This is a genomic window from Streptomyces triticirhizae (assembly GCF_003696235.1).
In the GTDB taxonomy this organism is placed as follows: domain Bacteria; phylum Actinomycetota; class Actinomycetes; order Streptomycetales; family Streptomycetaceae; genus Streptomyces; species Streptomyces triticirhizae.
Map to the genome: position 1 here is coordinate 1 of NZ_RFFJ01000001.1, position 24,242 is coordinate 24,242.

Here is a 24,242-nt window from a genome sequence, read left to right on the forward strand (position 1 = left end):
CCGCCGCCGCCGGGGACGCCAACGCCCCCGCCGCAGGCGGCCGCGCGTGGCGCCGGCCGCCGGCAAACCGTCGCTCGCGCGAAGCGCGGCCCGTCGCCGGACGCCCGCCAGGGCGTCGGGTGTGAGGCGGGACACAGCCCCGCGTGGTCCGGCGGATCGCGTGGCAGACTGGTGGGGTACCAGTGACGTAGCGCACTCCGGGGTCGGTGAAACTCCGAACCGGCGGTTATAGTCCGCGACCCGTCCGCAGCCAGCGGCCGGTTGACCAGGTGGAATTCCTGGACCGACGGTGAAAGTCCGGATGGGAGGCAGTGCGCGGCGGACGCGGTGTGTGTGCCGTTTCGCCCCGTCGTCGGGCCACTCTCGGGTGGCCGGCGCGTTCGGGCCGGCGGCGGGCCACCGTTCCCGTCGGTCCTGATGTGTGATGGACGCCCCGGAGTCGTGCCCGATGTAGGCAGGAGACCCGGTGGCCCTCTCGTTCGCGCCCCCTCGCTCCGGCGGTCGTGCTCGCTCCGGCGGCCACGCCGGAGCGCGTCCCGTGCCGTCCCCGAGCCGTCCGGGGACCGCCGTGGAATCAGCGCTCTCCCCCCGGTGTTGCTCCTGCCGGCGCCCGACCGTCCCCGCGTGGCGGTCGCTCCGTGCCCCGCAGCCCGTCGCCCTTCGCAGCACCGAGGAGTCCTGAATGTTCACCGGAATCGTCGAGGAGCTGGGCCGGGTCGTCGCCGTCGAACGGCTCGGCGACTCCGCCCGTCTGCGGCTGCGCGCCTCGACCGTGGTCGAGGACGCCGCGCACGGCTCCTCCATCGCCGTCAACGGCACCTGCCTGACCGTGGTGGAGTTCGACGGCGAGGGCTTCACCGCCGATGTGATGGCCGAGACGCTCCGCCGTTCCAACATCGCCACGCTGGCCCCGGGCGACGTCGTCAACCTGGAGCGCCCGATGGCGCTCGGCGGCCGGCTCGGGGGCCACCTCGTGCAGGGGCACGTGGACGGCACCGCCGAGGTGCTGGCCAGGGAGCCGGGCGAACGCTGGGAGACGGTCACCTTCACCCTGCCGCCCCAACTCGCGCGCTATGTCGTGGAGAAGGGCTCCATCGCCGTCGACGGCGTCAGCCTCACAGTGGTCGAGGCCGGCTCCGACCGGTTCTCGGTCGGCCTGATCCCCACCACGCTCGACCTGACCACGCTGGGTCGCCGGCAGCCGGGCGACCTGGTCAACCTGGAGGTCGACCTGCTGGCCAAGCACGTCGAGCGGCTGCTGGCGCACGGCGCCCAGGTTCCGTCCGGGCGGCCTGAGGGCGCGCTCTTCGAGGGAGTGAACGTCCGGTGAACCTCGACCAGTTGAACGCGACGGCGTTCGAGGCGTTCAACCAGCCGGTGATGTGGTCCGACATGGTCGGCAACCTCGCCGGGCTGGCCGCGCTGGCCCTGGGCTGGCGCCGTTCCCTCCTCACCTGGCCCGTGCAGCTGCTCTCCGGGCTGATCCTGGTGGCCGCCTACAGCGCCGCCGACCTCGGCGGCGGCGTCGGCAAGCAGCTGCTGGTGATGACCGCCGCGCTGTGGGGCTGGCGGCAGTGGACCGTCGGCCGGCAGAACAGCGGCGACGGGCAGAAGATCGCCGTCCGCTTCGCCAGCTGGCGGGAGCGCGGCGCGCTGGCCGCCGGCGCGGTCGTGGGAACGCTGCTGGTGGGCGGCCTCTTCACCGCCTACCCCGAGCTGTCCTGGAACCCCTGGCCCGACGCGTACATCTTCGTCGGCACCCTGGTCGCCATGGTGGCGCAGGCCAGGGGCCTGGTGGAGTTCTGGATCGCCTGGCTGCTGGTGGACCTGGTCGGGGTGCCGCTCGCGTTCAGCAGCGACCTGCCGTTCTCCGGGCTGGTCTACGTCATCTACCTCTTCCTCGTGCTGTGGGGGATGCGGGACTGGTGGCAGCGCTCCGCCGCGCGCCGCGCGCCCGACCCCGCGGCCGAGCGGCTGGAAGGAGCCCCGGCATGACCTTCACCGAACCCGCCGCGAGCGAGCCCCGGGGCCTCGGGGCGCTCGCCGACGCGGGGCCCCACGCGGCCGGGGCCCCCACCGACGCGGACACCGCGCTCGACCCGATCGAGCGCGCGATCGCCGACATCGCGCTGGGGCGCCCCGTGGTCGTCGTGGACGACGCCGACCGGGAGAACGAGGGCGACCTGGTGCTGGCCGCCGAGCTGGTGACGCCCGAGACGATCGCGTTCATGATGAGCGAGTGCCGGGGCCTGATCTGCGTGCCCATGGCCGCCGAGGAGCTGGACCGGCTGGAACTGCCGCAGATGGTGGAGAAGAACACCGAGTCGATGGCGACGGCGTTCACCGTCTCGGTCGACGCCGGCCCCGAGCACGGCGTCACCACCGGGATCTCCGCCGCCGACCGCGCCGCGACCATCCGGCTGCTGGCCGACCCCACGGCCCGGGCGGCCGACTTCTCCCGCCCCGGCCACGTCTTCCCGCTGCGCGCCCGCGCCGGCGGGGTGTTGATCCGCCCCGGGCACACCGAGGCCGGCGTCGATCTGGCCACCCTCGCCGGGCTGCGGCCCGCCGCCGTGGTGGTGGAGATCGCCGGCGAGGACGGCCGGATGCTGCGGCTGCCCGCGCTGCGTTCCTTCGCCCGGCGCCACGGCCTGACCCTGGTCTCCATCGCCGACCTGGTGGCCTACCGCGCCGCCCGCGAGGAGACCGAGGAGGCGCCGCCCGTGGCCGAGGTGGTCCGGGAGGCGGTCACCTCGCTGCCCACCGCGCACGGCACGTTCCGCGCGCACGGCTACCGCTCGGTGGCCGACGGCGTGGAGCATGTGGCGCTCGTCGCCGGCGACCTCGGGGACGGCGAGGACGTGCTGGTGCGGGTGCACTCCGAGTGCCTGACCGGGGACGTCTTCGGCTCCCAGCGCTGCGACTGCGGCCCCCAGCTGACCGCGTCCCTGGAGCGCGTCGCCGAGGAGGGCCGGGGCGTGGTGGTCTACCTGCGCGGCCACGAGGGGCGCGGCATCGGCCTGCTCTCCAAGCTGCGGGCCTACGAACTCCAGGAACGCGGCCGGGACACCCTCGACGCCAACCTGGACCTCGGCCTGCCGGCCGACGCCCGCGACTACGCCGTCGGCGCCGGCATCCTCGCCGACCTCGGCGTGCGCTCGGTGCGGTTGATCACCAACAACCCCGCCAAGGCCGAGGCGCTGGGCGGCCTCGGCATGAAGGTCAACGAGCGCCTGCCGCTGCCCGTTTCGCCGGGCGAGCACAACCTGCGCTATCTGCGCACCAAGCGCGACCGGATGGGCCACGACCTGCCCTGGCTGGACGCGGCGCCGGCGTCGGCCCACGCGGACCAGCAGCCGCGTTACCTTGGGTACGCAAAACCTGACGTTCTGTGACAGTTTCACCAGTGGCAGTCGCACCAGTTCGAACATGTGAGGAGTGAGTCGTGAGCGGAACGGGCGCCCCCGAGGTGACCATCTCCGACGCCACCGACCTGCGGGTCGCCGTCGTCGCCGCCCAGTGGCACCGCAGGGTGATGGACGGCCTGCTGGACGGGGCCCAGCGCGCCCTAGCGGAGTTCGGCGTCACCGGGCACACCGTGATCCGGGTCCCCGGCAGCTTCGAACTCCCGGTCGCCGCCGGGGTGTTGGCCCGGCAGGGCATGGACGCCGTGGTGGCGCTCGGGGTGGTCATCAGGGGCGGCACCCCGCACTTCGAGTATGTCTGCCAGGGGGTGACCGAGGGGCTGACCCGGGTGAGCGTGGACACCGGCGTGCCCGTCGGCTTCGGCGTGCTGACCTGCGACACCGAGGAGCAGGCCCTGGACCGCGCCGGTCTCGAGGGTTCCACGGAGGACAAGGGGCACGAGGCCGTCTCGGCCGCCGTCGCCACCGCCGCCGTGCTGCGGGCCGCCGTGGAACCCGGGCGCTGGCCGGTGCCGCCCACGCCGTAGGCTGAGGGTCACCATGGCCAACAAGACTTTCGACCAGCTCTTCGCCGAGCTACAGCAGAAGGCCGCCACTGGCGACCCCTCCACCTCGCGCACCGCCGAGCTGGTCGGGGCGGGGGTCCATACCATCGGCAAGAAGGTCGTCGAGGAGGCCGCCGAGGTGTGGATGGCCGCCGAGCACGAGAGCGCCGAGCGGACGGCCGAGGAGATCTCCCAGCTGCTCTACCACCTCCAGGTGATGATGGTGGCCCGGGGCATCTCCCTCTCGGACGTCTACGCCCACCTCTGACCGACCACTTCCGACCGCCCACCTTCGACCGACGACCGACCCTGCCCGTTCCCCCTGTTCAGCACTGTTCAGCCCCGTTCGGCCTGTTCCGACCGCCACACCGATCACCGAAGGAAAGCTCACTCATGCTGCGCATCGCCGTCCCCAACAAGGGTTCTCTCGCCGAGCCTGCGGCGGCCATGCTCCATGAGGCCGGGTACCGGCAGCGCAAGGACCGCAAGGAACTGGTGCTGATCGACGTCGAGAACCAGGTCGAGTTCTTCTATCTGCGCCCCCGCGACATCGCCGTCTACGTGGGGCTCGGGCGGCTCGACCTCGGGATCACCGGCCGGGACCTGCTGCTGGACTCCGGCGCCGAGGCCGAGGAGATCATGAAGCTCGGCTTCGCGGCCTCCACGCTCCGCTACGCCACCACGCCCGGAACGGTGAGCGACGTCCGGGAGTTCGACGGGCTGACGGTGGCCACCTCCTTCGCCGGGGTGGTCAGCGCGCACCTCGCCGAGCACGGCGTCGAGGCGTCCGTGGTGCACCTGGACGGCGCGGTGGAGACCGCCATCCAGCTGGGCGTGGCCGAGGTGATCGCCGACGTGGTGGAGACCGGCACCACCCTGCGGAACGCGGGCCTGTCGATCATCGGCGAGCCGATCCTGGAGTCCGAGTCGGTGGTCATCCGCCGCCGGGGCGACACCGAACAGGAGGCCAAGGTGCGGCAGTTCCTCCGCCGCCTCCAGGGCGTCCTGGTCGCCCGCCGCTACGTGATGATGGACTACGACATCAGGACCGAACTGGTCGAGAAGGCCGTCGCCCTCACCCCAGGGCTGGAGTCCCCGACGGTCTCCCCGCTGCACGACCAGGGCTGGGCCGCCGTCCGTTCCATGGTTCCGGTGCAGGACGCTCAGCGGGTGATGGACGAGCTGTACGAGCTGGGCGCCCGCGCGATCCTCACCACCGGCATCCACGCCGCGCGGCTGTGACCGTGACCGCCAACGAGCCGGCCGGCGCGCCGACCGACGAGCCGACCCTCCCGTTGACGCTCCGCCCCACCCTGACCCGGGTGGTGCTGCTCGTCGCCGGGGTGACCGTCGTCGGGGTGCTGACCCTGATCGCGGTGCTGCTGCCGGCCGGCGGCGCGGTCAGCTGGGGCCTCGGCGACCGGCTCGCGATCGTCGGCAGCGGGCTGCTGGTCCTGGCGGTGCTGGCGCTGCTGGCCCGCCCCCGGGTCAGCGCCGACGCCGACGGCGTCACGGTGGTGAACCTGACCACCGTGCGCCGGCTCGCGTGGCAGGAGATCGTGCGGGTCACCCTGCGCCCCGGCGACCCGTGGGTCACCCTCGACCTCGCTGACGGCACCGTGCTCCCGGTGATGGCCATCCAGCCGGGCGTCTCCCGCGAGCGTTCCCTGGCCGACGCGCGCACCCTGCGCTCCCTGGCCGAGTCGCTCGGCTCCGCCCGCGACGACCGCTGACGACCGACCGCCGACGACCGCTGACGAACGGGTCGACGAACCCGTCAAGGGGCCGGGCGGGGGCGGCCGTTCACCAGCGTTCCCAGTGCGGCACCTCGTCCCTGGGCACCCGGCGGGCCGGGCGGAAGTCGGTCCCGAGCGTGAACGCCAACGGGACGAACGCCGCCAGCATCACCTCCCGGTGCGGCACGCCCAGCACCTCGGCCACCTCGCGCTCCACGGCGCCCTGGGCCGTGGTCCACACCGTGCCCAGCCCACGGGCGCGGGCGGCCAGCATGAACGACCAGACCGCCGGCAGGATCGAGCCCCAGGTCATCGACTGCTCCAGCACCGAGGCGCGGTCCGTGCGGCCCTCCACGGCGGGGATGACGAACGCCGGCACCCGGTGGATGTTGTCGTACAGATGCCGCACGCCATCGGAGACCTTCTCCATGGAGCCGGGGTGGGCGTACATCCGGCGCAGGTCCCGTTCGGTCGGCCCGCGTCCGCCGCCGGTCAGCAGCGCGCGGCGGAGCAGGTCGCCGACGACCCGCCGTCGCGCGGCCTCGGTGACCACCAGGAAGTGCCAGCGCTGCCGGTTGCGCCCGGTCGGCGCCTGGGTGGCCAGGTCCACGCACTCCTCGATCAGACGGCGGGGCACCGGGCGGTCCAGGTCGAGGCGCCGGCGCACGGCGCGGGTGGTGGAGAGCAGTTCGTCGGGGGTGCGGGGCAGCGTCACCGAAGGTCTCCTCGCTCGGCACGCCGGCATACCGTCGGCCCGCCGATAGTTTGTAAGCAGATGATCGGCGAGCGCTCCGTGATGGTCGGCCTCTGCGACGGCCTGGAGGCCGCCGGCCTGGTCCGCCGCGAACGCGCCACGGGCGACCGTCGCGCCTACGCCGTCACCCTCACCGATGCGGGCGTCGAGCGGCTGGCCGCCGCCGAACGCGGCGTGCCCGCCCTGCTGGAGAACGTCCTGGCGCCGCTGACCGCCGAGGAGCGCGCCCAACTCGCCACGCTCCTCGGGCGGTTGCTGTGAGGTGGTGATCCCGGCGGGCCTTGACGGACCGTCAGCGCACGCCGCGCCGCCAACGCTCAGGTCAGCGGCGGCAGTTCGTCGTCCGTCGGCAGGGTGCGGCCCCGGCCGGCCAGCACCTCGCCATAGGCCAGCATCAGGTCCGACAATCGCAGTGTGGACAACTCCTGACGGGTCGGCGAGGTGCCCGACTCCGCCAGCCGCACATCGCGGAACGCGCAGCTGGACTCGTAGAGCGTGCGCAGGAAGCGCCCGTTGCCCAACTCGTCGATCCAGCCCTCGGCCACCACGTGCTCGCTGATGCTGCGCAGCTCCTCCAGCGCCTCCGGGTCCCAGGAGTCGCCGTGCTCGGCGGCCAACAGCTCGCCGATGGCGGTGAGTTCGTTCGGTCGGTAGCTGGGGAACTCGACCCGGGCGGCGAACCGGGAGCCCAGGCCGGGATTGGCCGCCAACAGCCGGTCCATTCCCTCCGGATAGCCGGCCAGGATCACCACCAGGTGCTCCCTGCTGTCCTCCGCCCGCTTGAGTAACACCTGGAGCGCCTCGTCGCCATAGGCGTCGCCCTTGCTGTAGCCGGAGTGCACCAGGCTGTACGCCTCGTCCACGAACAGCACCCCGCCCAGCGCCGAGTCGATCAGCCGGTTGGCCTTCACCGCCGTCTGCCCGAGGAACTCCCCGACCAGATCGGCCCGTTGCGCCTCCACCAGCCGGTCGTTGGCCAGCACCCCCAGCGCGTGGAAGACCCGCCCCAGGATGCGCGCCACCGTCGTCTTGCCGGTGCCCGAGGGACCGGAGAAGACGAAGTGCCGCTTCGGCGGCTGCACCGGAAGCCCCTGGCCCGAGCGCAGCCGGGCCATCCGCAGCTGCGCCGACATCGCGCGCACCTGCTCCTTCACCGGCTCCAGGCCCACCATCCGGTCCAGCTCGCCCAACGTCCGCGCCAGCAACGCCTGGTCGGGCACCGGCGGCGGCCCCGCGTCCTGGCCAGCCGACCCGGCGCCGAACAGCGACGTGCCCCGCTCGCCCGGGCGTTCGCCGCCGCCGCCGGCCGGGGGCGCGGGCGAGGGCACCCGCAGGTCGGGGAAGGGCGGCTCGCCGACCCCGCCGGCCGGCACCGCCGACGGCTCGTCGACCCGGTCCCCGAACCCGCCGAGCAGCAGCCCCTCCGACTCGTCCGTGGTCAACGCCGTCAGCCGCACCGACGTGTCCATGAAGTCCGGGTCCGCGTGCTGCACCGCCCGGTACAGCGGGATCGCGGCGGCCCCGCGCCCGCTGCCCTCCCTGGCCCGCGCCAGCCAGTAGCGCAGCTCCTTGCGCTGCGGATGCTCGCTGCGGCAGCGCATCAACGCCGCCGTCAGCAGCGGCTCCGCCTGGTCGAACATCTCCAGCCGCACCCGCGCTATCCCCGCGAACAGCCCCGCCTCCACGCCGAGTTGGGGGTCCTCGGTGAGGGTGGAGGTGTAACGGAACAGTCCCTCCCAGTCCTTGGAGAGATAGCAGCGGCAGGCGTGCAGGAAACGCGCGTAGGGATCGGACTCCGGGGCCGGGCACTCCGCCAGCGCCCGGTCCAGCTCGGTCATCCGCCGGCCGTCCAGCAACTGCGAGGCGTGCGCCAGTATCAGGTCACGTTCGCTCTCCAACACCGGCTGGACCCACCAGCCCAGCCAGTACCAGGAACTCAACGGCCGCCCGTGGCGCTCCCGTTGTTCGCCGAACCTGGCGCGGTTGCGGTACATCTGACGTAACGCCGTCGGCACGTCACAGCGCAGCGCGTGCAGCCCCAGCCAGGCGTCGGCCATCCCGGGGTCCTCCCGCACCGCCGCGCGGAACTCCTCCTCGGCCTCGGGGTAGGCGGCGGCCGTGTAGGCGTCGACGCCGCGCAGCCACGCCAGATCCGCCATCGGGGCCGGCACCGGGGAAGCGGGATCGCCAGCAGTCATGAACTCCTCACAACGCGGGTGCCCTCGCCCGCCCTTGGCATCCGGTGGACCTCATTCGCAGGCATGGTGACTGTCTCCCCCTGAAGTCATCAGGATATCCGCAAAGGGTCTTGACGGGTCATCGGCAAAATGGCGCAACTCGGCTCGTTCCCACGCGTCCCAGAACGAGGCGAGCGCCGGACCGTCCCGCAACCGCCCCCTGCGCCAGGCGACTTCGGGCGGCACCTCCAGCCAGATCAGCAGCGCGAGATGGGGGCGCACCGCGCGTCTGCCCGCGCCCACCCCCTCCACCAACACCACGGGCGCGGGCTCAAGCGGCGCGCTCGCGATGAACGCGCGCCGGGTCCAGTCGTAGACCGGGTGGTGCGCGACCTCCCCGCGCGCCAGCGGGGCCACCACTTGGGTCAGGAAGGTGTCCGTCCAGCCGAAGAACGCGTCATGGCTGGCCAGGTCGTCCAGGTGGAGCACCGGGGTGCCGGGCAGCGCGGCGGCCAGGCGGCGCGCCAGCGTCGACTTGCCCGAGCCCGCGTGCCCGTCCACGCCCACCAGCCGCACCGGGCCGACCGAGGGCGACAGCGACGGCAGCCGCGCCGCCAACGCCTCGACGGCGCCGCCCGTTCCGCCGCCGGTCGCGTCGCCCGTTCCGCCGCCGCCCGTTCCGCCGCCGGCCCCGCCGTCCACCCCGCCGTCGAAGATCATCGCGGCCAGGTTAGCGCCACGGCGGACCGCCCCGGACGGCCGCCGGGTGCCCCGCGCGGGGACGGGGCGCCGGGGATCGCCACAGGTCGACACCAATATTGGTGGCCGTCCATGGCCTGGCCTTACTGGTCGTCAGGGCCCCGAGTCGGGATAGTGGTACGCACTCGCGCCCGTGCCGTCTCGCCGCCGGGCGAGGCGTTTCGCTGACCACACCGGGAGACCATCACGTGACCAGCACCCCTCGACGCACCGTACTGGCCGCCGCCGTGGCGGCCGTGGGCACCGCGACCGCGCTCTCCGCCGCCCCCACCGCCCTGGCCACGGGTACCGGCCGTTCCGCCGGCCCGGGCCGGCCGCGCGCCGACTCCACCATCGAGTACCACGCCTGGACCTCGGCGGCGGACTGGCGGGCCGGCACCGCCGACGGCGTCGCCGTCGTCGCCGGCGCCCGGCCGGGCGTCCGTATCGACGCGCCGGCCGGCACCGTCGACTACACCGACCCCCACCTGGGCACGACCGCCACCTACGAGTACGCCACCTGGGTCTCGCCGAGCCACGCGCCCGCCACGCCCGGCGGCGAGCTGATCGCCTCCTGGAACGCGGACACCCCGGCCGGCACCTTCGTGAGGATCGAGGTGCGGGCCGACTACTCCGACGGCACCCAGACCCCCTGGTACACGCTCGGCGTCTGGGCCTCCGGCGACGAGGACATCCACCGCACCTCCGTGGACGGCCAGGAGGACGGCAGGTCCACCGTCTGGACCGACACGCTGGCCATCGACGACACCGAGACGGGGCCCCGCTTCGTCGCCTACCAGCTGCGGCTGACCCTGCACCGCGCCGCCGGCGGCGACGCCACCCCCACCGTGTGGCGGATCGGCGCGATGACCTCCGACGTTCCGGCCCGCTTCGAGGTCCCCGCCAGCAGCCCCGGGGTGGCCAGCGGGATCGAGCTGGACGTCCCGACGTACTCGCAGAACATCCACGTCGGCCGCTACCCCGAGTACGACAACGGCGGCGAGGCCTGGTGCAGCCCGACCTCCTCGCAGATGATCATCGAGTCCTGGGGGCGCGCCCCCACCCCCGAGGACCTGGCCTGGGTCAACCCCGACTACGACGACCCCCAGGTCTGCCACGCGGCCCGCTTCACCTTCGACTACCAGTACGACGGCTGCGGCAACTGGCCGTTCAACGCGGCCTACGCGGCGACCTACCCTGACCTGGAGGGGATCGTCACCCGGATCGCCTCGCTGGACGAGGCCGAGGAACTCATCGCCGCCGGCATCCCGTTGATCACGTCCCAGTCCTTCTACGAGGCCGAACTCGACGGCGCCGGCTACGGCACCTCCGGTCACCTGATGACCGTGGTCGGCTTCACCGAGGACGGCGACGTCATCGCCAACGACCCGGCCAGCAGCGACAACTCGACGGTCCGCCGCGTCTACCGCAGGCGCCAGTTCGAGAACATCTGGCTGCGGACCCAGCGTTACGACGAGAACGGCCAGGTCAGAAGCGGTACAGGTGGCGTCTGCTACCTGTACTTCCCGGCGAACCCAGCACCACGTCAGCACCGCGTCCTCAGGCGACTGGGGCTCCGCTGAGCGCGGGCCCCACGAAGGGGGCACAGAGGGCCTCCACCACCTCGCGGCACCGCTGGTGACCGTCCCGTGTCAGATGTCCGTAGCGGTCGACCGTGACCTTGATCGAGCGATGTCCCAACCAACGAGAAACCTCGTGGAGGGAGACATTCCTGGTCAGGGTCATGGTCGCCCACAGATGTCGCAGATCGTGTGGCGTGTAGTGGGGGAGGCCCAAGCGTTTGATGGCCCGGTTCCAGGACCGCCTCAGGAGATCCGGGTAGGGGATTGTTCCCTTTTCGGTGAGGATCGGAAAGCATTGAGCGAACGGCGCGATGGATTCCGGAAGAGGGACATCCCGCCATTCCCCCTCGCTACGGTGTTTGAGTGGCGCGTAGCGAACGACATAAATTCCGTCTCGGGCTTTGGTGCGTGTCACCTGACGCCTGAGGCGAACTGTGTTGCCGTGGAAATCTGTCTCGTGTAGTCCCAGCACCTCGCCTATGCGAAGTCCGCAACAGGCCATCAGCCATATCGCCGGTTCGAGTCGAGAGCCGATTGATTCGGCAATCGCTTGCACTTCCTCCATGGACGGCAGAGCGTGCTCGTCGATCGCCGTCACCGAGCGGCCCGGGAGTTCCGCGCCCCTCACGGGATTGAGTGGGACGAGTTTGTGGCGGACGGCGTAGGTGAAGGCCGACGAGACCGCGATCCGCCGCGACTCGATCGTGTTGCGTGGCGCCCCGCCGCTGCTCCATGTCGCGAAGAGCCTCTCCACGTCCGTCATGCTGACCTGGCCCAACGTCCTTCGGCCGAGATGGGGGAGCACGTGGAGTCGCCAGATGCGCTCATAGCTCTCCCACGTGCCATCGGTCACGTGGTGAAGCGCGTCCAACCATTCGTCGACAAAGACGTGGAGCGGCTTGTTGCCCGCATGGGGATCGGCATAAGTGAAGGAGCGCTTGTCGTGCTCCACCTTGGTCGCGAAATCGGCGGCGTCTTTCCGGCGGGCGAACGACTTCTCGCGCTGGCGCGCACTTCGCCCTCCTGGCTCGCGGTAACGCACGAGCCACCGCCTCCCCGGCGAGGAGGCGCCTTTGTCAATGATGGTTGCCATCCAGGATTCCGCCCACGTCTGACTACGTTCGTTCGACGGGTTTGTCGAGCGGGTCCTGTTGTAGCTCTGGTTCGCGGTGTGGCCAAGTCGCCGGAGATAGATGAGGGCACACGTTTTGCTCTCATGAGGTTGATTCACTGAGGTGCGGAAGGTCGACGGCAGGACGACACCGGAGGGGAAGTCCAGCCGTGACCTGGTGGGGGCCCATGTATGGGGGCGGCTGGTGCGGCAGCCGTGGAAGGCCTGGACTTGTACCGCGCAGCACCCGATGCCGATACGAGGGAGGTAGGCATCACCTGGGCCCTCTCCGGCGAGCCCGGCGTGGTGAATGTGTCCGAGGGGGACTTGAACCGAAACCCCAACCGCTCGTTCTGTGCCATGACCTGCGTCTTTGCAGAGAAGAGGCAGAGCGGTCGTCCCGGCGGGGTGGTTCTCGGTGATCTCTCAGGGAGTTGCTGCTCCGGGTGTGAAGCTCGCCTGTCCGAGGTGGCTCCACGCAAGGAGCTTCCGGCGGCGTCCTCAGTGCTCTCGCCGGTTCGTGCCCCCGGCGGGGCACCTCGCCGATGGTCGTACGGCCGACCAGCGGGTTCTCGCGGGCCGGCTGGTGATCGAAGGGCGATTCGAGCCTGCGGTTGTACTCGGGAGGCGATGATGGCGCCTCCCTCGTTGCCCAGCCAGGGGCCGGCAGCAGGCCATGTGGCGATCGAGCGTGCGGTCACCGGGATCATGGGCGCCGTGATCGGCCTGACGTTTCTGTTCGGCTTCGGGAACGTGCTGGCACTGGGGCTGCGGCTGGGGGTGCCGGCGCATGTCGCCCCGTTGGTCGCACCGGCCGTGGACCTGTCGGTCCTCGGACTGCTGCTCGGGGTGCGCTACTTGGCGATGAACGGCGCGCCGAAGGAGCAGATCCGCCCCGCGCGGCGCCTGTTGGTGCTGGCCAGCGTGATGACGTTGGCGCTGAACGTGGCGGAGCCGGTGCTGGCCGGCAACTACGGCAAGGCTGCCTTCGACGCCGTCGGTCAGCTGCTGCTGATGGGCTGGGCCGAGGTGGGACCTGGTCTGCTCCAGGCCATCGCCGCCACGGCAAGGGCGTCCGGGTCGGTGGCGTCCGTCGACCAGCCGAGCTTCGCCAGAAGCGAGAGAGAACCGGGTCCCTCGTCTGCAAGTAACCTGCCTCGGACGGCGAAGGCAACTGCGGTTCCCGAGAAGCGGCAGCTCCAGTCGATCGCGGCGCCTCGTGTTTCCGTGCGTGAGATGCCCCCAGCTGGAACAGGAAGTGCTGGAGCGGGCACGTGCGGAGGATGTTCAGCACAGGCGGGAGCAGCAACGGCCAATCTCGGCTGAGACCCTTCGTTCCCGACTCGGAGTTGGCGCACGGAGATCCCGGGCCCTGATGGCAGTGGTGCGTTCCGAGGCCCGTGAGCCCGAGAGTCTTCAGGCGTCATCGGTCGGGAGTCTCGGCGGGACTGTTCCCGGCGACCTCGATGCTCCGCTATGGCGAGAGGGGCTCGCGCGCGGTGCGGCCCCGGCGTCCGGCGCTGGGTCAGAAGGAGTGCGAGGTGCCGGGAAGAAGTGCGCTGAGGAGGGCGCGCAGGGCGTGTCGGGACAGGTCGGAAGGTGGCGTCCCGTCGGCGACCTCGGTGCGGTAGCGCGCCAGCGCGGGGAACTGGGCGGCGGTGATCTCGGCTGTGAGGCGGTCGCGTTGGGAAGGGTGGCGCACCGGGTGGAGCGGGTGTTCCGCGAGGAGTTCGCCGATGATCAGGTACCAGCAGGAGCGGAAAGCGGACATGGCCTCGTCGGAGGGAAGCCCGGCCTCCAGGAAGTCCTCGACGCACGCGTTGGCGAAGAAGAAGGCGTTGCGCGCCACGAGTTCGCCCCTGATGAGGATGTGGAGCACCCAGATGTGCCGCGCCATGTAGTCGTGGGCCTCGGTGAAACGGGTCAGGAGCCGGTCGCCAGGCCTCTCGCCGGGCACGGACACCGGCAGTCCCTTCGCCACCTGTTCGAGGATCGCCACCAGGAGGTCCTCGCGTCCGTCGACATGGCGGTAGAGCGAGGTCGCGGCCGTGCCCAGCTCGGCGGCGACGGAGCGCATGGACAACGCGTCCAGTCCATCCCGTTCGATGACCCGCCGGCCGGCCGTGACGACTGACGCGGTGGTCAGGCCCGGCCGTGGACGTCGCTGCTGTGCCATGCGGCTCATCGTCGCACGGTGCCCCGGGGGCCGGCGCCACTTGCCACCACGCTGAAGTTAGGCATACCTTACGCGAACACTGTACGCGTCGGCGGGGGAAGGTGGCATGGCGGAGTCGAGAACGGGGTCCGACACGGGACGGGGAGGACCGGTGGCGCGGCCGGGACGGGTGCTGGCCACGGTCTGCCTGTGCCAGCTGATGGTGGTTCTGGACATCAGCGTGGTCAACGTGGCCCTGCCCGAGATCGGCCGGGACCTGGGCTTCGCTCCCGGCGGGCTCTCGTGGGTGGTGAACGCCTACACGCTGGTCTTCGGCGGCCTGCTGCTTCTGGGCGGCCGCATCGCCGACCTCTTCGGTCACCGCAGGGCGACGATCGCCGGGCTCGCGCTCTTCGGCGTGGCCTCCCTGCTCGGGGGCCTGGCTCAGACGCCTGGGCAACTGGTCGCCGCTCGGGCCGGTCAGGGGCTCGCGGCGGCCGTGCTGGCTCCCATCAGCCTCACCGTGATCATGGTCACCTTCGAGGAGGGCGCCCCGCGACGCCGAGCACTGGGGAGCTGGACCATGGTCGCCATATCCGGCGGCGCTCTCGGGGTGCTGCTCGGCGGGGTGTTGACCGACCTGCTCGACTGGCGGTGGGTGATGTTCGTCAACGTCCCGCTGGTGGTGCTCGCTCTCCCGTTGGCTCTGTCCTCCGTGCGCACCGGCGGCGGCGGCAGCCGGCGGCTCGACATCGCTGGTGCGTCGCTGGGCACGGCGGCCATGACCGTGCTGGTCTTCGGGCTGCTGGAGACCGAGAAGCACCCGTGGGGTTCCCTTCGCACCCTCGCGACGCTGGGCGGCGCGGCCCTGCTGGCGGTGGCCTTCGTGCTGTGGGAGCGCCGCTCGGCCGCGCCCCTGGTCCGGTTGAGCGTGTTCGCGAGCCGCACCGTCTGGTTGGCCAACGTGCTGTCGCTCCTGGTCGGGGCGGCCACGGTGGCGGGGTTCTACTTCGCGTCGCTCTTCCTCCAGCATGTGCTGGACTACGACCCCCTGGCCGCGGGCGTGGCGTTCCTGCCCTTCTGCGGGGGTGCCGTTCTCGGCAGTTTCGCGGCCTCACGGCTCGTCGGACGCGTCGACGGGCGGCTGCTGATCGGCGGCGGCCTCGCCCTGGGCGGAGTCGGAATGCTGTGGTTCGGGACGCTGCGCCCTGACTCGACCTTCCTGGGCGGCTTTCTCGGTCCGTCGCTGGTTGCCAGCGTCGGCATCGGGCTGAGCGTGATGGCCAACACCGCCATGGGCACGTCCCGGGTCGCCAGCGACGAGGCGGGTCTGGTGAGCGGCCTGTTGAACGCCAGCAGGCAGTGCGGGGGCAGCGTCGGCCTGGCGGCACTCTCCACCGTGGCCGTGACCGTCACGGACAACGCCGCCACGGCTGACCCGGTCGCCGCCCTGGCCGACGGCTACGCGAGGGCCTTCTCCTGCGTCGGCGTCGGCGTTCTGGCCGCGTCCCTGCTGGCGGTGCTGCTCGTGCCTCGACTCCCCGCGCCGAGAAACCAGACCCAGAACGCCTGATCCTCCACCGGCCACTGGCGGGAAGCACCGGCCCGCCCTTCCAGAAAGGTCACTCCCCATGTCACCCCCCGACGCGACGGCCCGTCAGGAGCGCTCCGGCGCGATCCCACAGGGCAAGGTCGCACTGGGCGACCTGTTGGCGCCCGTGCGCTCCCGTCTGCTGGTCGCCTGCCTGTTGGAGGCGGTCGGTGCCCTGGCCAAGGTGGTGCCGCTGATCGCGCTCGTGGAGCTGGCGCGCGAGTTGCTGCGCGACCCGGTGCGTGAGGACCGGGTGTGGGCCACGGTGGCCGTCGCCGCCGGGGCGCTGGTGCTGCGCCTGCTCGCCAGCGGCGCCGCGCTGACCATCACGCACCTGGCGGACACCACCTTCCAGCTCGACGTCCGGCGCCGCGCCGCGCGGCGGTTGGGCCGGGTGCCTCTCGGCTGGTTCACCGACCGGTCGTCGGGGCGGGTCAGGAAGGCGCTGACCGACGATGTCGCCGATCTCCACCACCTGGTGGGCCACGCCTACCTCGAACTGACCACCGCCGTCGTGGCGCCCGCCGCCGCACTGGTCTACCTTCTCGTCTCCGACTGGAGGCTCACGCTGCTGACCCTGCTCCCCGTCCTGCTGGGAGCCGTCCAGTACGCGTTCCTGATGCGCGGCCAGGGAGAGCCGATGGAGCGCTACCAGCGCTCCATCGCCGATGTGAGCGCCGCCGCCGTCGAGTTCGTGGACGGCATCGCCGTCGTCAAGACCTTCGGGCAGACCGGGCAGGCGCACACGCGCTTCGTGCGGGCGACCGAGGCGTTCGTGGACGACTTCTGGGCCTGGGTGCGGGGGATGCTGCGCGGCTCGACCCTGGCCGAGATGGCGCTGGCACCGTTCACCACCCTGTTGGCCGCCCTGGTCGCGGGCGCCGCCTTCGTGCAGGCGGGCTGGGCGGAGCCGGCGGACACGCTGCCGTTCCTCGTGGTGGGGGTGGCCGTGGCCGGTCCCTTCCTCGAGCTGAACTACGCCTATCAGCACCTGATCACCGCCCGGCACGCGGCGGGCGCCATCCAGCGGCTGCTCGGCACCGACACGCTCCCGCCGCCCTCCGACACACCCGCGGTACCCGTCGATGCCCGGGTGCGCTTCTCCGGTGTGCGCTTCGGCTACTCCGACGGCGTCGAGGTGATTCGCGGGGTGGACCTGGAACTGCCGCCCGGCACGGTCACCGCGCTGGTGGGGCCCTCCGGCGCCGGAAAGAGCACGCTGGCCTCGCTGTTGGCGCGCTTCTGGGACCCCACCGAAGGGCGCATCACCCTCGGCGGCGCCGACGTGCGGGAGATGGAGCAGCACACCCTGTACCGGCAGGTGGGGATGGTGCTCCAGGACATCCGGCTGGTGCGCGACTCGATCCGGGAGAACATCCGCATGGCCCGCCCTGACGCCTCGGAGGACGAGATCGTCGCGGCGGCCAAGGCGGCCAACATCCATGCGCGCGTCCTGGCCCTGCCGCGCGGCTATGACAGCGTCCACGGCGAGGACGCACACCTCTCGGGAGGCGAGGCCCAGCGCGTCGCCATCGCGAGGGCACTGCTCGCCGACACCCCGGTGGTCGTCCTGGACGAGGCCACGGCCTACGCCGACCCGGACTCCGAGACCGCCATCCAGGACGCGCTGTCCCGACTGGCCGTCGGCCGCACCCTGCTGGTCGTCGCCCACCGACTGCGCACGGTCGTCGGAGTGGACCAGATCTGCGTGGTGAACGAGGGACGGATCGTGGAGCGCGGCGACCACCAGTCGCTGCTGGCCCGAGGGGGCCTCTACGCGGAGCTGTGGGGCGCCCAGGAGGCGCTCGCCGAAGGGCGGACATCGTGATCGGAACACTGCTGAGCCTCGGGGACCGGCCGGGGGCCCGCCCCCTTCGCACGAACGTGGTCAGCCTGGCATTCGAGTCGGCGCTGGCCGGCATCGGTTACGCCTGCATGGTCCCCGCCTGCGAGCACGTTCTCTCCGGCCGGCCACGGGAGGCGTGGCCGTGGATCGTCGCCGTCGCCGCGCTCTTCGCGTCCTACGCCGTCGTCCGCTACCGCGCCCAGATCGCCGCCTATCGCGGCTCCGTGGCCCTGGCCAGGCAGCTCTTCCGCCGACTTGGCGACAAGGTCGCCGCGCTCCCGCTGGGCTGGTTCTCCGATCCGCGTCGGGTCGGCGAGCTGAGCCAGCTCTCCAGCCGGGGCATTGTCGACATCATGGGCGTGCCGGCGCACCTGCTGCGCCCGGTGGTGGCCTCGGTGGTCACGCCGGTGGTCCTCGTCCTCGCGATGTTCGTCCTTGAGTGGCGGCTCGGGCTGGTCGCCCTGGTGGGGCTTCCTCTGGTCGCCGTCGTGGGTCGTTGGGCCGGCCGGCTGGTGGCCCGACTTGACGACGTGCAGAAGACGACCGCCACCGAAGCGGCCAACCGCGTCGTGGAGTTCGCCCAGGCCCAGGCCACCCTGCGGGCCGCCGGCCAGACCGCCGCAGGGCACCGCCGGCTGGAGGAGGCCCTGGCCGAACAGAGCGCGGCCCAGCGCTCCACCACCGTGGTCGCGGCGCCCGCGCTGCTGTCCACCAACCTCGTCATCCAACTGCTCCTCGTCGCCCTGCTGGCGACGGGCGCCCAACTCGCCCTGGGCGGTGAGCTGGCCACGGCCGAGCTGGTGGCCCTGCTGGTGCTCGGAGTCCGGCTGGTCGAGCCCCTGATGACGGCCGTGGAGAACGCGGCCATGGTGCGCATGGCGGGCAACGCCGTGGCGCGGTACCAGGAGATCCTCGACGCCCCGGAGCTGCCCGGCCCGACCAGCGGTTCCTCCACGGGGGAGGGGCCGGCCGAGCCGTCCGTCGAACTCAGGGGAGTCACCTTCGGCTACGGCGGAGAGCCGGTACTGCGCGACGTCTCCCTCGTGGCGCGGCCCGGCACGATGACGGCACTGGTGGGGCCCTCCGGCTCCGGCAAGACCACGGTGCTGCGGCTGATCGCCCGGTTCTGGGACGTGGAGGCGGGCACGGTGTCGATCGGGGGCAGGGACGTGCGGCAGCTGACCACCGAGGAGTTGATGCGCCACATCGCGCTGGTCTTCCAGGACGTCTATCTCTTCGACGGCACCATCGAGGAGAACATCCGGATGAGCAGGCCGGAGGCGAGTGACGAGGAACTGCGCGGGGCGGCCGAACTCGCGCGCGTCACCGAGGTGGTGGACCGGCTCCCCGACGGCTGGGGGACGCGGGTCGGCGAGGGCGGCACGGCCCTCTCCGGCGGCGAACGCCAGCGGATCTCGATTGCCCGCGCGCTGCTGAAGGACGCGCCGATCGTGCTGCTCGACGAGGCGACCGCGGCCCTGGACGCTGCCAACGACGCCGCCGTGGTGGCCGCGCTCGCCTCGCTGCGCGCTGACCGCACTCTGGTCGTGGTCGCGCACCGGTTGCCCACGGTGCGCTCGGCCGACCGGATCGTGGTGTTGGACGGCGGTCGCGTGGTGGAGGAGGGGAGCCACGAACAGCTTCTCCAACGGGGCGGCCGGTACCGGGCGTTCTGGGAGGAACGCACCCGCTCGGTGGGGTGGCGGCTTACCGCGCCCGCCGCGAGGGAGTGACCTTCGGCGGGAGGCCGGACTGTCACCTGCTCTTGAAAACCGTTACCATTAAGCGTGCTCAGTCGCGCGCGCCACGAGAGAAGTGGCGTGCTGCCGAGCTGGGCCCTGCGGCCCGGGACGCGTGACCCTCTGGAGGCGGCCAGCGCGCCCCGGGCCGTGGCCTGCCTCTCCCCCGTGGCGTCGTCCGGGGCCGGGGGCCGGTGGTGGGGCCGAGGGCTCCGCCCGGCTCGGGTTCGGCGCACCGGCTGTGACACGCACTCGCAGCGGCACCAGGAGAGTAGGGGCGAACCTGCCATGAGGGAAATGACGACGGATACCGTCACGACATATCTGCTGACCAACCGGGCCTTCGTCGCTCCGACCGTCGAGGAGGCGGTGAGCACGCTCGACCTCGGTGGCCGACGGCGGCTCCTCGACGCGGGCACGGGCGCGGGCGGTGGGCTGGTCGCCCTGGCGCGCGCGGCAGACCCGGAGGCCCGCGTCGTCGGCGTGGACCAGAACGCGGACGCCCTCGAACTCGCCGCCGCCTACGCCGAGAAGGAGGGCGTCGCCGAGCGGGTCAGGCTGGAACAGGCCGACCTGCTGGACGTGTTGGGCGAGGCGGCGCGGTCGGGGGCGGGTTACGACGCGATCTGGGCGAGCGACGTGATCTGGCCCGGCAACTTCTCCGACCCCGAGGCCGCGGTGGCCGCCCTGGCGGGAGCGCTCAACCCGGGGGGGATACTGGCGCTCTTCAGCAGCGGTTACTACCAGGCGACCTTCCTGCCGGGGCACTCCTGGGTGCAGCAGAAACTCCGCGTCGCCTCCCAGCTGAACTGGGGCATCCCGGGGGACGGGCCCACACAGAACGAGCGGCTGACGCACTGGACGCTGGCGAGCGGGCTGCGCGAGACCCGGGTGCGGCTCATCCCCCGGGTCGTCTTCCCCCTGGCGGACGACCCGACGGCGCGTCCCTATCTGGAGCGGGTGGTCTGGCCCGAACTCCTCGACGCCGCCCGGGAACGGGGCGGGGAGGCCGGGATGAGCGAGGAGGAACTCTCGCGGGCCGCCGCGCTGATGACGCCGAGCGACGACGACTACATCCTCGACGAGCCCGGATACCACCTGCTCCATCCCATGCTGCTGGTGACGGCGAGGCGGGCGAACGAGGCGGCGACGCCGTCCAGTTGAGCGTGGGCGCGCTGTCGTCCAGCGCGGACGGCCGGGGTGGTGTACGGAGACGCCACGCACGGTGCCCCACCGCAGCCCAGAGCCTCGCTCGACCGGGGGTTCCTCGTTCTCGACCGGAGTCGCGGTGCCGGCTGGGCCGTGCCGCCGGTGCCAGGCGCCGAGGACGGCGTCGACGGCCAGGAACGCGAGCAGCGGAACGTACCAGCCGATCACGGCGGCCACCGCGAGCAGCGGGAGCGGCACGGCCCACGGCGTCCGGCGCCAGGCCCCGTGTCGCGGTGAGCGTCCCCAGGCCAGGCCGCCGCCCCGGGTGGGGCGGCGCAGCCACCACATGCGGTAGCCCAACACGATCAGGCTCATCAGGGAGAGCACGACGGCGATCAGCAGCAGTTGCCCGGGAAGGCCGAACAGGAGGCCCACGGGGAACACGGAGAACACGGAGAACACGGCCGGGACGAGGCGGTCGCCCCCGAGATCAGCACCACAGCCCGATGGTGCCGTGCCAGGTGAGGGCCCGCCGCCGGCTCCGAGACCGCGAAGGAGGGCGACTTCGCATCTCGTCCCGCCCGCGCGCGGACGCCGAGGGACGGTCCGGAGGGCGGGCGGGGTGGGGCAGGTCACGCCGGCGCACCTTGCTCAGTAGATGAAAATCATTATCATTAAGGGGTGTTCCGGGGGCGCGCGGTCCCGGCGGCGGCCACCGCGCGCTCCCGGGTCACGCCAGGCCGGTGCCGCGTTCCGCGACCGAGGCCGGCGCGCCGCCCCCGGGGCTCGACCCGGCACCCCGAGGGGTCGGCGCCTGGTCGGGACGCGCACCCCGGCGTCGCCTCCGCGCGAACGGAGCGCGACGCCAGGAGCCCGCCACACCGCACCCCGGTGTGGCGGGCTCAAACCGTCTACGCGCCCCGCCGCCGCGCGGACCGCGCCCTTCTACCGCTTGGCCACGACGGACGATGGCGAGGTGGGGGCGGTCGGCAGCTGGCGCGCCATGTGGTCGTGGTGCTGGTGGTGCTCGTGGTGCGCGGGCGGCGCGTCCCAAGCGGGGAACGGGTCCGCCAGCCGGGTCCAGGACTCGGGGCCCGAGCGCCACTCGTCATCGTTCAGCAGGCAGCCGGTCAGTGCCGCGTGCAGCTTCTCGCGAGCCAACTCCGTTCCGATAAAGACGAGTTCCTGACCGTCGGAGAGGCCGCCGGCCGTCGGTGCCGCGCGGATGCCCGAGGGTTCGAACCGCGCGACTGAGCCGGCCTGGGACCACAGGCCGGTGATGTCCGGCCGGGTCGCCAGCCAGAAGAACCCCTTGGAGCGGAGGATCGCGCCGAACGTGCCGCTGTCCAACTCCTCCGTGACGAGCTGCCACAGCCGTCCGGGATGGAAGGGGCGTTCCGCGCGGAAGAGGAGGCTGGAGATCCCGTACTCCTCCGTCTCCGGCACGTGGTCGCCGTTCAACTCGGCGAGCCAGCCCGGCGCCTCCTGTGCTCGCGCGAGATCGAACGCGCCGGTGCCGAGGATCTCGCCGATCGGGACGCGGCCGTGCGAGGCCCGAACGACCCGCGCCGACGGGTTGAGTCGGCGCAGGGTCGCGGCAAGGCGGTCGGCTGTCGCCGCCGGGACGAGGTCGATCTTGTTCAGGAGGAGGACGTCGGCGAACTCGATCTGGTCCGCGAGCAGGTCGCTGACGGTCCGTTCGTCCTCCTCGTACTGGTCCAGGCCGCGTTCGAGCAGGGCGTCGCCACGCTCCAGCTCCGTCAGGAAGTTGGCGGCGTCCACCACGGTGACCATGGTGTCCAGTCGGGCCAGGTCGCCGAGCGTCGCCCCGTCGTCGCGGGGGAAGGAGAAGGTGGCCGCGACGGGCATCGGCTCGGAGATCCCGCTGGACTCGATCAGCAGGTAGTCGAAGCGGCCGGCCCGCGCCAGCCGTTCCACCTCCTCCAGCAGATCGTCCCTGAGCGTGCAGCAGATGCAGCCGTTGGTCATCTCCACCAGACGTTCCTCGGTGCGGGAGAGCGCTCCTCCGTCGCGGACCAGGGCGGCGTCGATGTTGATTTCGCTCATGTCGTTGACGATCACCGCCACGCGCCGTCCCTCGCGATTGCCGAGGACGTGGTTGAGCAGGGTGGTCTTGCCGGCGCCCAGAAAACCGGAGAGTACGGTCACCGGAAGTCGAACGTCGGTGTCTCTCTTGGTGGTTGCCGCAGCGGCGGCGCTGGGGCTGGTGGCCGTTCCGGCCTCGCGCATCGTGATCCTCGCCTTATTGGAAATGATTGCCGTTTGCGTATAGTACCCGTCATGACCTCCGACGCCACGCGCCCCGCGCGCGCCCGCCTCCCGGTCGCGGAGGCGGGCATCCCCGCTCCGCGCTATGTCGAGCGCGAGATTGTTCTGCGCGCCGACCCGTTGACGACGGCCGTGGCGCTGACCGCCGCGTCGCGTGAGGCGCACCTCCTCTACGAGGATCGCGGGCGGGTGACCTGGGTCGAAGGGGAGGCCGGTGTCGCCGAGATCGGCCCCGCCGGCCCCTCGTTCACGGTGGCCGGCGAACGCGTCGAGCTTCCGGACGGTCCGTCCCCGCTGGCCGCCGTCGGGCGGCTGCTCGACGCGACAGGTCTGCCCGCGTACGGCTGGGCCACCTATGAGTTGAGCCGGTCCCTCCACGGCGCGCCTCCCGTCGCCGAGTCCGTCCTCCGGCTGGTGCTGCCGCGTCGGGAGGTCAGGTTCCTGGCCGGCAACGTCGTGCGACTCCGGGCCGAGTCCCGCCGTGCTCTGGACACGCTGGAGGCCGGGCTGTCGGCGGCCTCGACCGCCGCGCCCACGCCCCGGGACGACCGGGTTTCGACGGACCTGGACCAGCACGGGGCGGACGACTATCGGCGGGCGGTCGCCGCCGCGATCGGAGACATCCGGGCCGGGCTCCTGGAGAAGGTCATCGTCTCCCGGCGGGTGCCCGTGCCGGAGGCCGTGGACCTGCCCGCCACCTACCTGGTCGGTCGCCGGGCCAACGACCCGGCGCGCTCCTTCCTGTTGCGCTCCGGGGGATGGGAGGCGGCCGGCTTCAGCCCCGAGATCGTCACCCAGGTCACGGCAGAGAGGGTGGTGCACGCCCAACCCCTCGCCGGGACACGGGCGTTGCACGGGGACCGCGCCGGCGACCTGGCCCGCCGCGCCGAGCTGTACCGGGACGCCAAGGAGGTGTACGAGCACGCCGTCTCGGTGCGGTTGGCCGCCGACGAACTCGCGGGCGTCTGTGCTCCCGGGTCGGTTCGTATCGACGACTTCATGTCCGTCAGCGAGCGGGGCAGCGTGCAGCACCTCGCCTCCCACCTGACCGGCGATCTCGCCGAGGGGCGCACCCGGTGGGACGTCCTGGCGGCGCTCTTCCCCGCCGTCACCGCCTCGGGCATCCCCAAGCGGCGGGCCTGCGCGTGGATAGACGAGAGGGAGGGGACCGAACGGGGCCTGTACAGCGGGGCGGTGATCGTCGCGGGCGGCGACGGCTCGCTCGACGCGGCGCTCGTGCTGCGCAGCGTCTACCGGCGCGACGGCCAGACCTGGCTCCGCGCGGGAGCGGGCGTGGTGGCCCAGTCCGACCCGGAGCGCGAACTGGAGGAGACCCGCGAGAAGTTGCGCGGCGTGGGCCGCCACCTGGTCCCCGCGCCCCGCCGGACGGGTGCGGGCTGAGGA

General features: G+C 72.1%; 21 protein-coding genes and 1 riboswitch. Of the genes, 15 read left to right on the plus strand and 6 right to left on the minus strand.

Going from position 1 to position 24,242, the window contains the following annotated elements:
* Positions 1-188: 188 nt before the first annotated feature.
* Positions 189-319: riboswitch (FMN riboswitch) on the plus strand.
* A gap of 363 nt (positions 320-682) precedes the next feature.
* The 7 genes from EBN88_RS00005 to EBN88_RS00035 all read left to right on the plus strand — a co-directional run bounded on the left by EBN88_RS00005 (position 683) and on the right by EBN88_RS00035 (position 5,703).
* Positions 683-1,330 carry a riboflavin synthase gene (locus EBN88_RS00005; protein WP_122181663.1) on the plus strand — a complete coding sequence of 216 codons (648 nt, stop codon included), beginning with the start codon at positions 683-685 and terminating at the stop codon, positions 1,328-1,330.
* 50 nt (positions 1,331-1,380) lie between these two features.
* Entirely contained in the window at positions 1,381-1,995 is a 615-nt protein-coding gene (locus EBN88_RS00010; protein ID WP_122181759.1) for a nicotinamide mononucleotide transporter family protein, read from the plus strand.
* Positions 1,992-3,395 carry a bifunctional 3,4-dihydroxy-2-butanone-4-phosphate synthase/GTP cyclohydrolase II gene (locus EBN88_RS00015; protein ID WP_122181664.1) on the plus strand — a complete coding sequence of 468 codons (1,404 nt, stop codon included), beginning with the start codon at positions 1,992-1,994 and terminating at the stop codon, positions 3,393-3,395. Before EBN88_RS00010 ends, EBN88_RS00015 begins: the two co-directional genes overlap by 4 nt.
* A gap of 50 nt (positions 3,396-3,445) precedes the next feature.
* Complete coding sequence (gene ribH / locus EBN88_RS00020; RefSeq protein WP_122181665.1) at positions 3,446-3,952, plus strand: 6,7-dimethyl-8-ribityllumazine synthase; 507 nt, start codon at positions 3,446-3,448, stop codon at positions 3,950-3,952.
* Positions 3,953-3,965: 13 nt separating this feature from the next.
* On the plus strand, positions 3,966-4,238 hold the full coding sequence (locus EBN88_RS00025; RefSeq protein ID WP_122181666.1) for a phosphoribosyl-ATP diphosphatase: 273 nt from the start codon (positions 3,966-3,968) through the stop codon (positions 4,236-4,238).
* A gap of 125 nt (positions 4,239-4,363) precedes the next feature.
* Positions 4,364-5,212, plus strand: a complete 849-nt coding sequence (hisG, locus tag EBN88_RS00030; protein ID WP_122181667.1) for an ATP phosphoribosyltransferase — start codon at positions 4,364-4,366, stop codon at positions 5,210-5,212.
* On the plus strand, positions 5,209-5,703 hold the full coding sequence (locus EBN88_RS00035) for a PH domain-containing protein (RefSeq protein WP_407703355.1): 495 nt from the start codon (positions 5,209-5,211) through the stop codon (positions 5,701-5,703). The genes hisG and EBN88_RS00035 overlap by 4 nt, the downstream gene beginning before the upstream one ends.
* A 70-nt stretch (positions 5,704-5,773) precedes the next feature.
* On the opposite strand, the gene EBN88_RS00040 is transcribed toward EBN88_RS00035, so the two are convergent.
* On the minus strand, positions 5,774-6,421 hold the full coding sequence (locus tag EBN88_RS00040) for a nitroreductase family protein (RefSeq protein WP_122181668.1): 648 nt from the start codon (positions 6,419-6,421) through the stop codon (positions 5,774-5,776).
* Between the two features lie 60 nt (positions 6,422-6,481).
* On the opposite strand from EBN88_RS00040, the gene EBN88_RS00045 reads away from it, so the two are divergent.
* The gene (locus EBN88_RS00045) at positions 6,482-6,721 is read left to right on the plus strand and encodes a MarR family winged helix-turn-helix transcriptional regulator (protein WP_122181669.1); all 240 of its coding nucleotides are present in this window, start codon (positions 6,482-6,484) and stop codon (positions 6,719-6,721) included.
* 56 nt (positions 6,722-6,777) lie between these two features.
* Here the strand turns inward: EBN88_RS00045 and EBN88_RS00050 are convergent, their stop codons facing one another.
* Together EBN88_RS00050 and EBN88_RS00055 are read right to left on the minus strand one after the other, a co-directional pair.
* A complete protein-coding gene (locus EBN88_RS00050) occupies positions 6,778-8,658 on the minus strand; it encodes an AAA family ATPase (RefSeq protein ID WP_199742198.1) in 1,881 nt (626 codons plus the stop codon).
* Between the two features lie 51 nt (positions 8,659-8,709).
* Positions 8,710-9,357, minus strand: coding sequence for a uridine kinase family protein (locus EBN88_RS00055; protein ID WP_122181670.1), 648 nt, complete (start codon positions 9,355-9,357; stop codon positions 8,710-8,712).
* Positions 9,358-9,584: 227 nt separating this feature from the next.
* Here EBN88_RS00055 and EBN88_RS00060 point away from each other — a divergent pair, with 227 nt between their 5' ends.
* Positions 9,585-10,958 (plus strand): peptidase C39 family protein, encoded by a 1,374-nt coding sequence (locus EBN88_RS00060; protein ID WP_122181671.1) that lies wholly within the window; start codon positions 9,585-9,587, stop codon positions 10,956-10,958.
* Here the strand turns inward: EBN88_RS00060 and EBN88_RS00065 are convergent.
* On the minus strand, positions 10,936-12,051 hold the full coding sequence (locus EBN88_RS00065; RefSeq protein ID WP_122181672.1) for a tyrosine-type recombinase/integrase: 1,116 nt from the start codon (positions 12,049-12,051) through the stop codon (positions 10,936-10,938). The two genes, EBN88_RS00060 and EBN88_RS00065, sit on opposite strands and share 23 nt — an antisense overlap.
* 696 nt (positions 12,052-12,747) lie before the next feature.
* Here EBN88_RS00065 and EBN88_RS31065 point away from each other — a divergent pair.
* Positions 12,748-13,395: a SpdA protein gene (locus tag EBN88_RS31065; protein WP_199742199.1), complete on the plus strand. Its 648-nt coding sequence runs from the start codon at positions 12,748-12,750 to the stop codon at positions 13,393-13,395.
* A 199-nt stretch (positions 13,396-13,594) separates the two neighbouring features.
* Here the strand turns inward: EBN88_RS31065 and EBN88_RS00075 are convergent, their stop codons facing one another.
* Positions 13,595-14,245 carry a TetR/AcrR family transcriptional regulator gene (locus tag EBN88_RS00075; RefSeq protein ID WP_158621289.1) on the minus strand — a complete coding sequence of 217 codons (651 nt, stop codon included), beginning with the start codon at positions 14,243-14,245 and terminating at the stop codon, positions 13,595-13,597.
* Between the two features lie 151 nt (positions 14,246-14,396).
* On the opposite strand from EBN88_RS00075, the gene EBN88_RS00080 reads away from it, so the two are divergent.
* The 4 genes from EBN88_RS00080 (at position 14,397) to EBN88_RS00095 (ending at position 20,564) form a co-directional block, all read left to right on the plus strand.
* Positions 14,397-15,797, plus strand: coding sequence for an MFS transporter (locus tag EBN88_RS00080; RefSeq protein ID WP_233580336.1), 1,401 nt, complete (start codon positions 14,397-14,399; stop codon positions 15,795-15,797).
* A 58-nt stretch (positions 15,798-15,855) separates the two neighbouring features.
* Positions 15,856-17,643: an ABC transporter ATP-binding protein gene (locus tag EBN88_RS00085; RefSeq protein WP_199742200.1), complete on the plus strand. Its 1,788-nt coding sequence runs from the start codon at positions 15,856-15,858 to the stop codon at positions 17,641-17,643.
* Complete coding sequence (locus EBN88_RS00090; RefSeq protein WP_233580337.1) at positions 17,640-19,394, plus strand: ABC transporter ATP-binding protein; 1,755 nt, start codon at positions 17,640-17,642, stop codon at positions 19,392-19,394. Before EBN88_RS00085 ends, EBN88_RS00090 begins: the two co-directional genes overlap by 4 nt.
* Positions 19,395-19,697: 303 nt before the next feature.
* Complete coding sequence (locus EBN88_RS00095; RefSeq protein ID WP_122181675.1) at positions 19,698-20,564, plus strand: SAM-dependent methyltransferase; 867 nt, start codon at positions 19,698-19,700, stop codon at positions 20,562-20,564.
* 930 nt (positions 20,565-21,494) lie between these two features.
* Here EBN88_RS00095 and EBN88_RS00100 read toward each other — a convergent pair.
* Positions 21,495-22,718, minus strand: a complete 1,224-nt coding sequence (locus EBN88_RS00100; RefSeq protein ID WP_233580338.1) for a GTP-binding protein — start codon at positions 22,716-22,718, stop codon at positions 21,495-21,497.
* Positions 22,719-22,850: 132 nt separating this feature from the next.
* Here EBN88_RS00100 and EBN88_RS00105 point away from each other — a divergent pair, with 132 nt between their 5' ends.
* Positions 22,851-24,239, plus strand: a complete 1,389-nt coding sequence (locus EBN88_RS00105; RefSeq protein WP_122181677.1) for a salicylate synthase — start codon at positions 22,851-22,853, stop codon at positions 24,237-24,239.
* Positions 24,240-24,242: the final 3 nt, after the last annotated feature.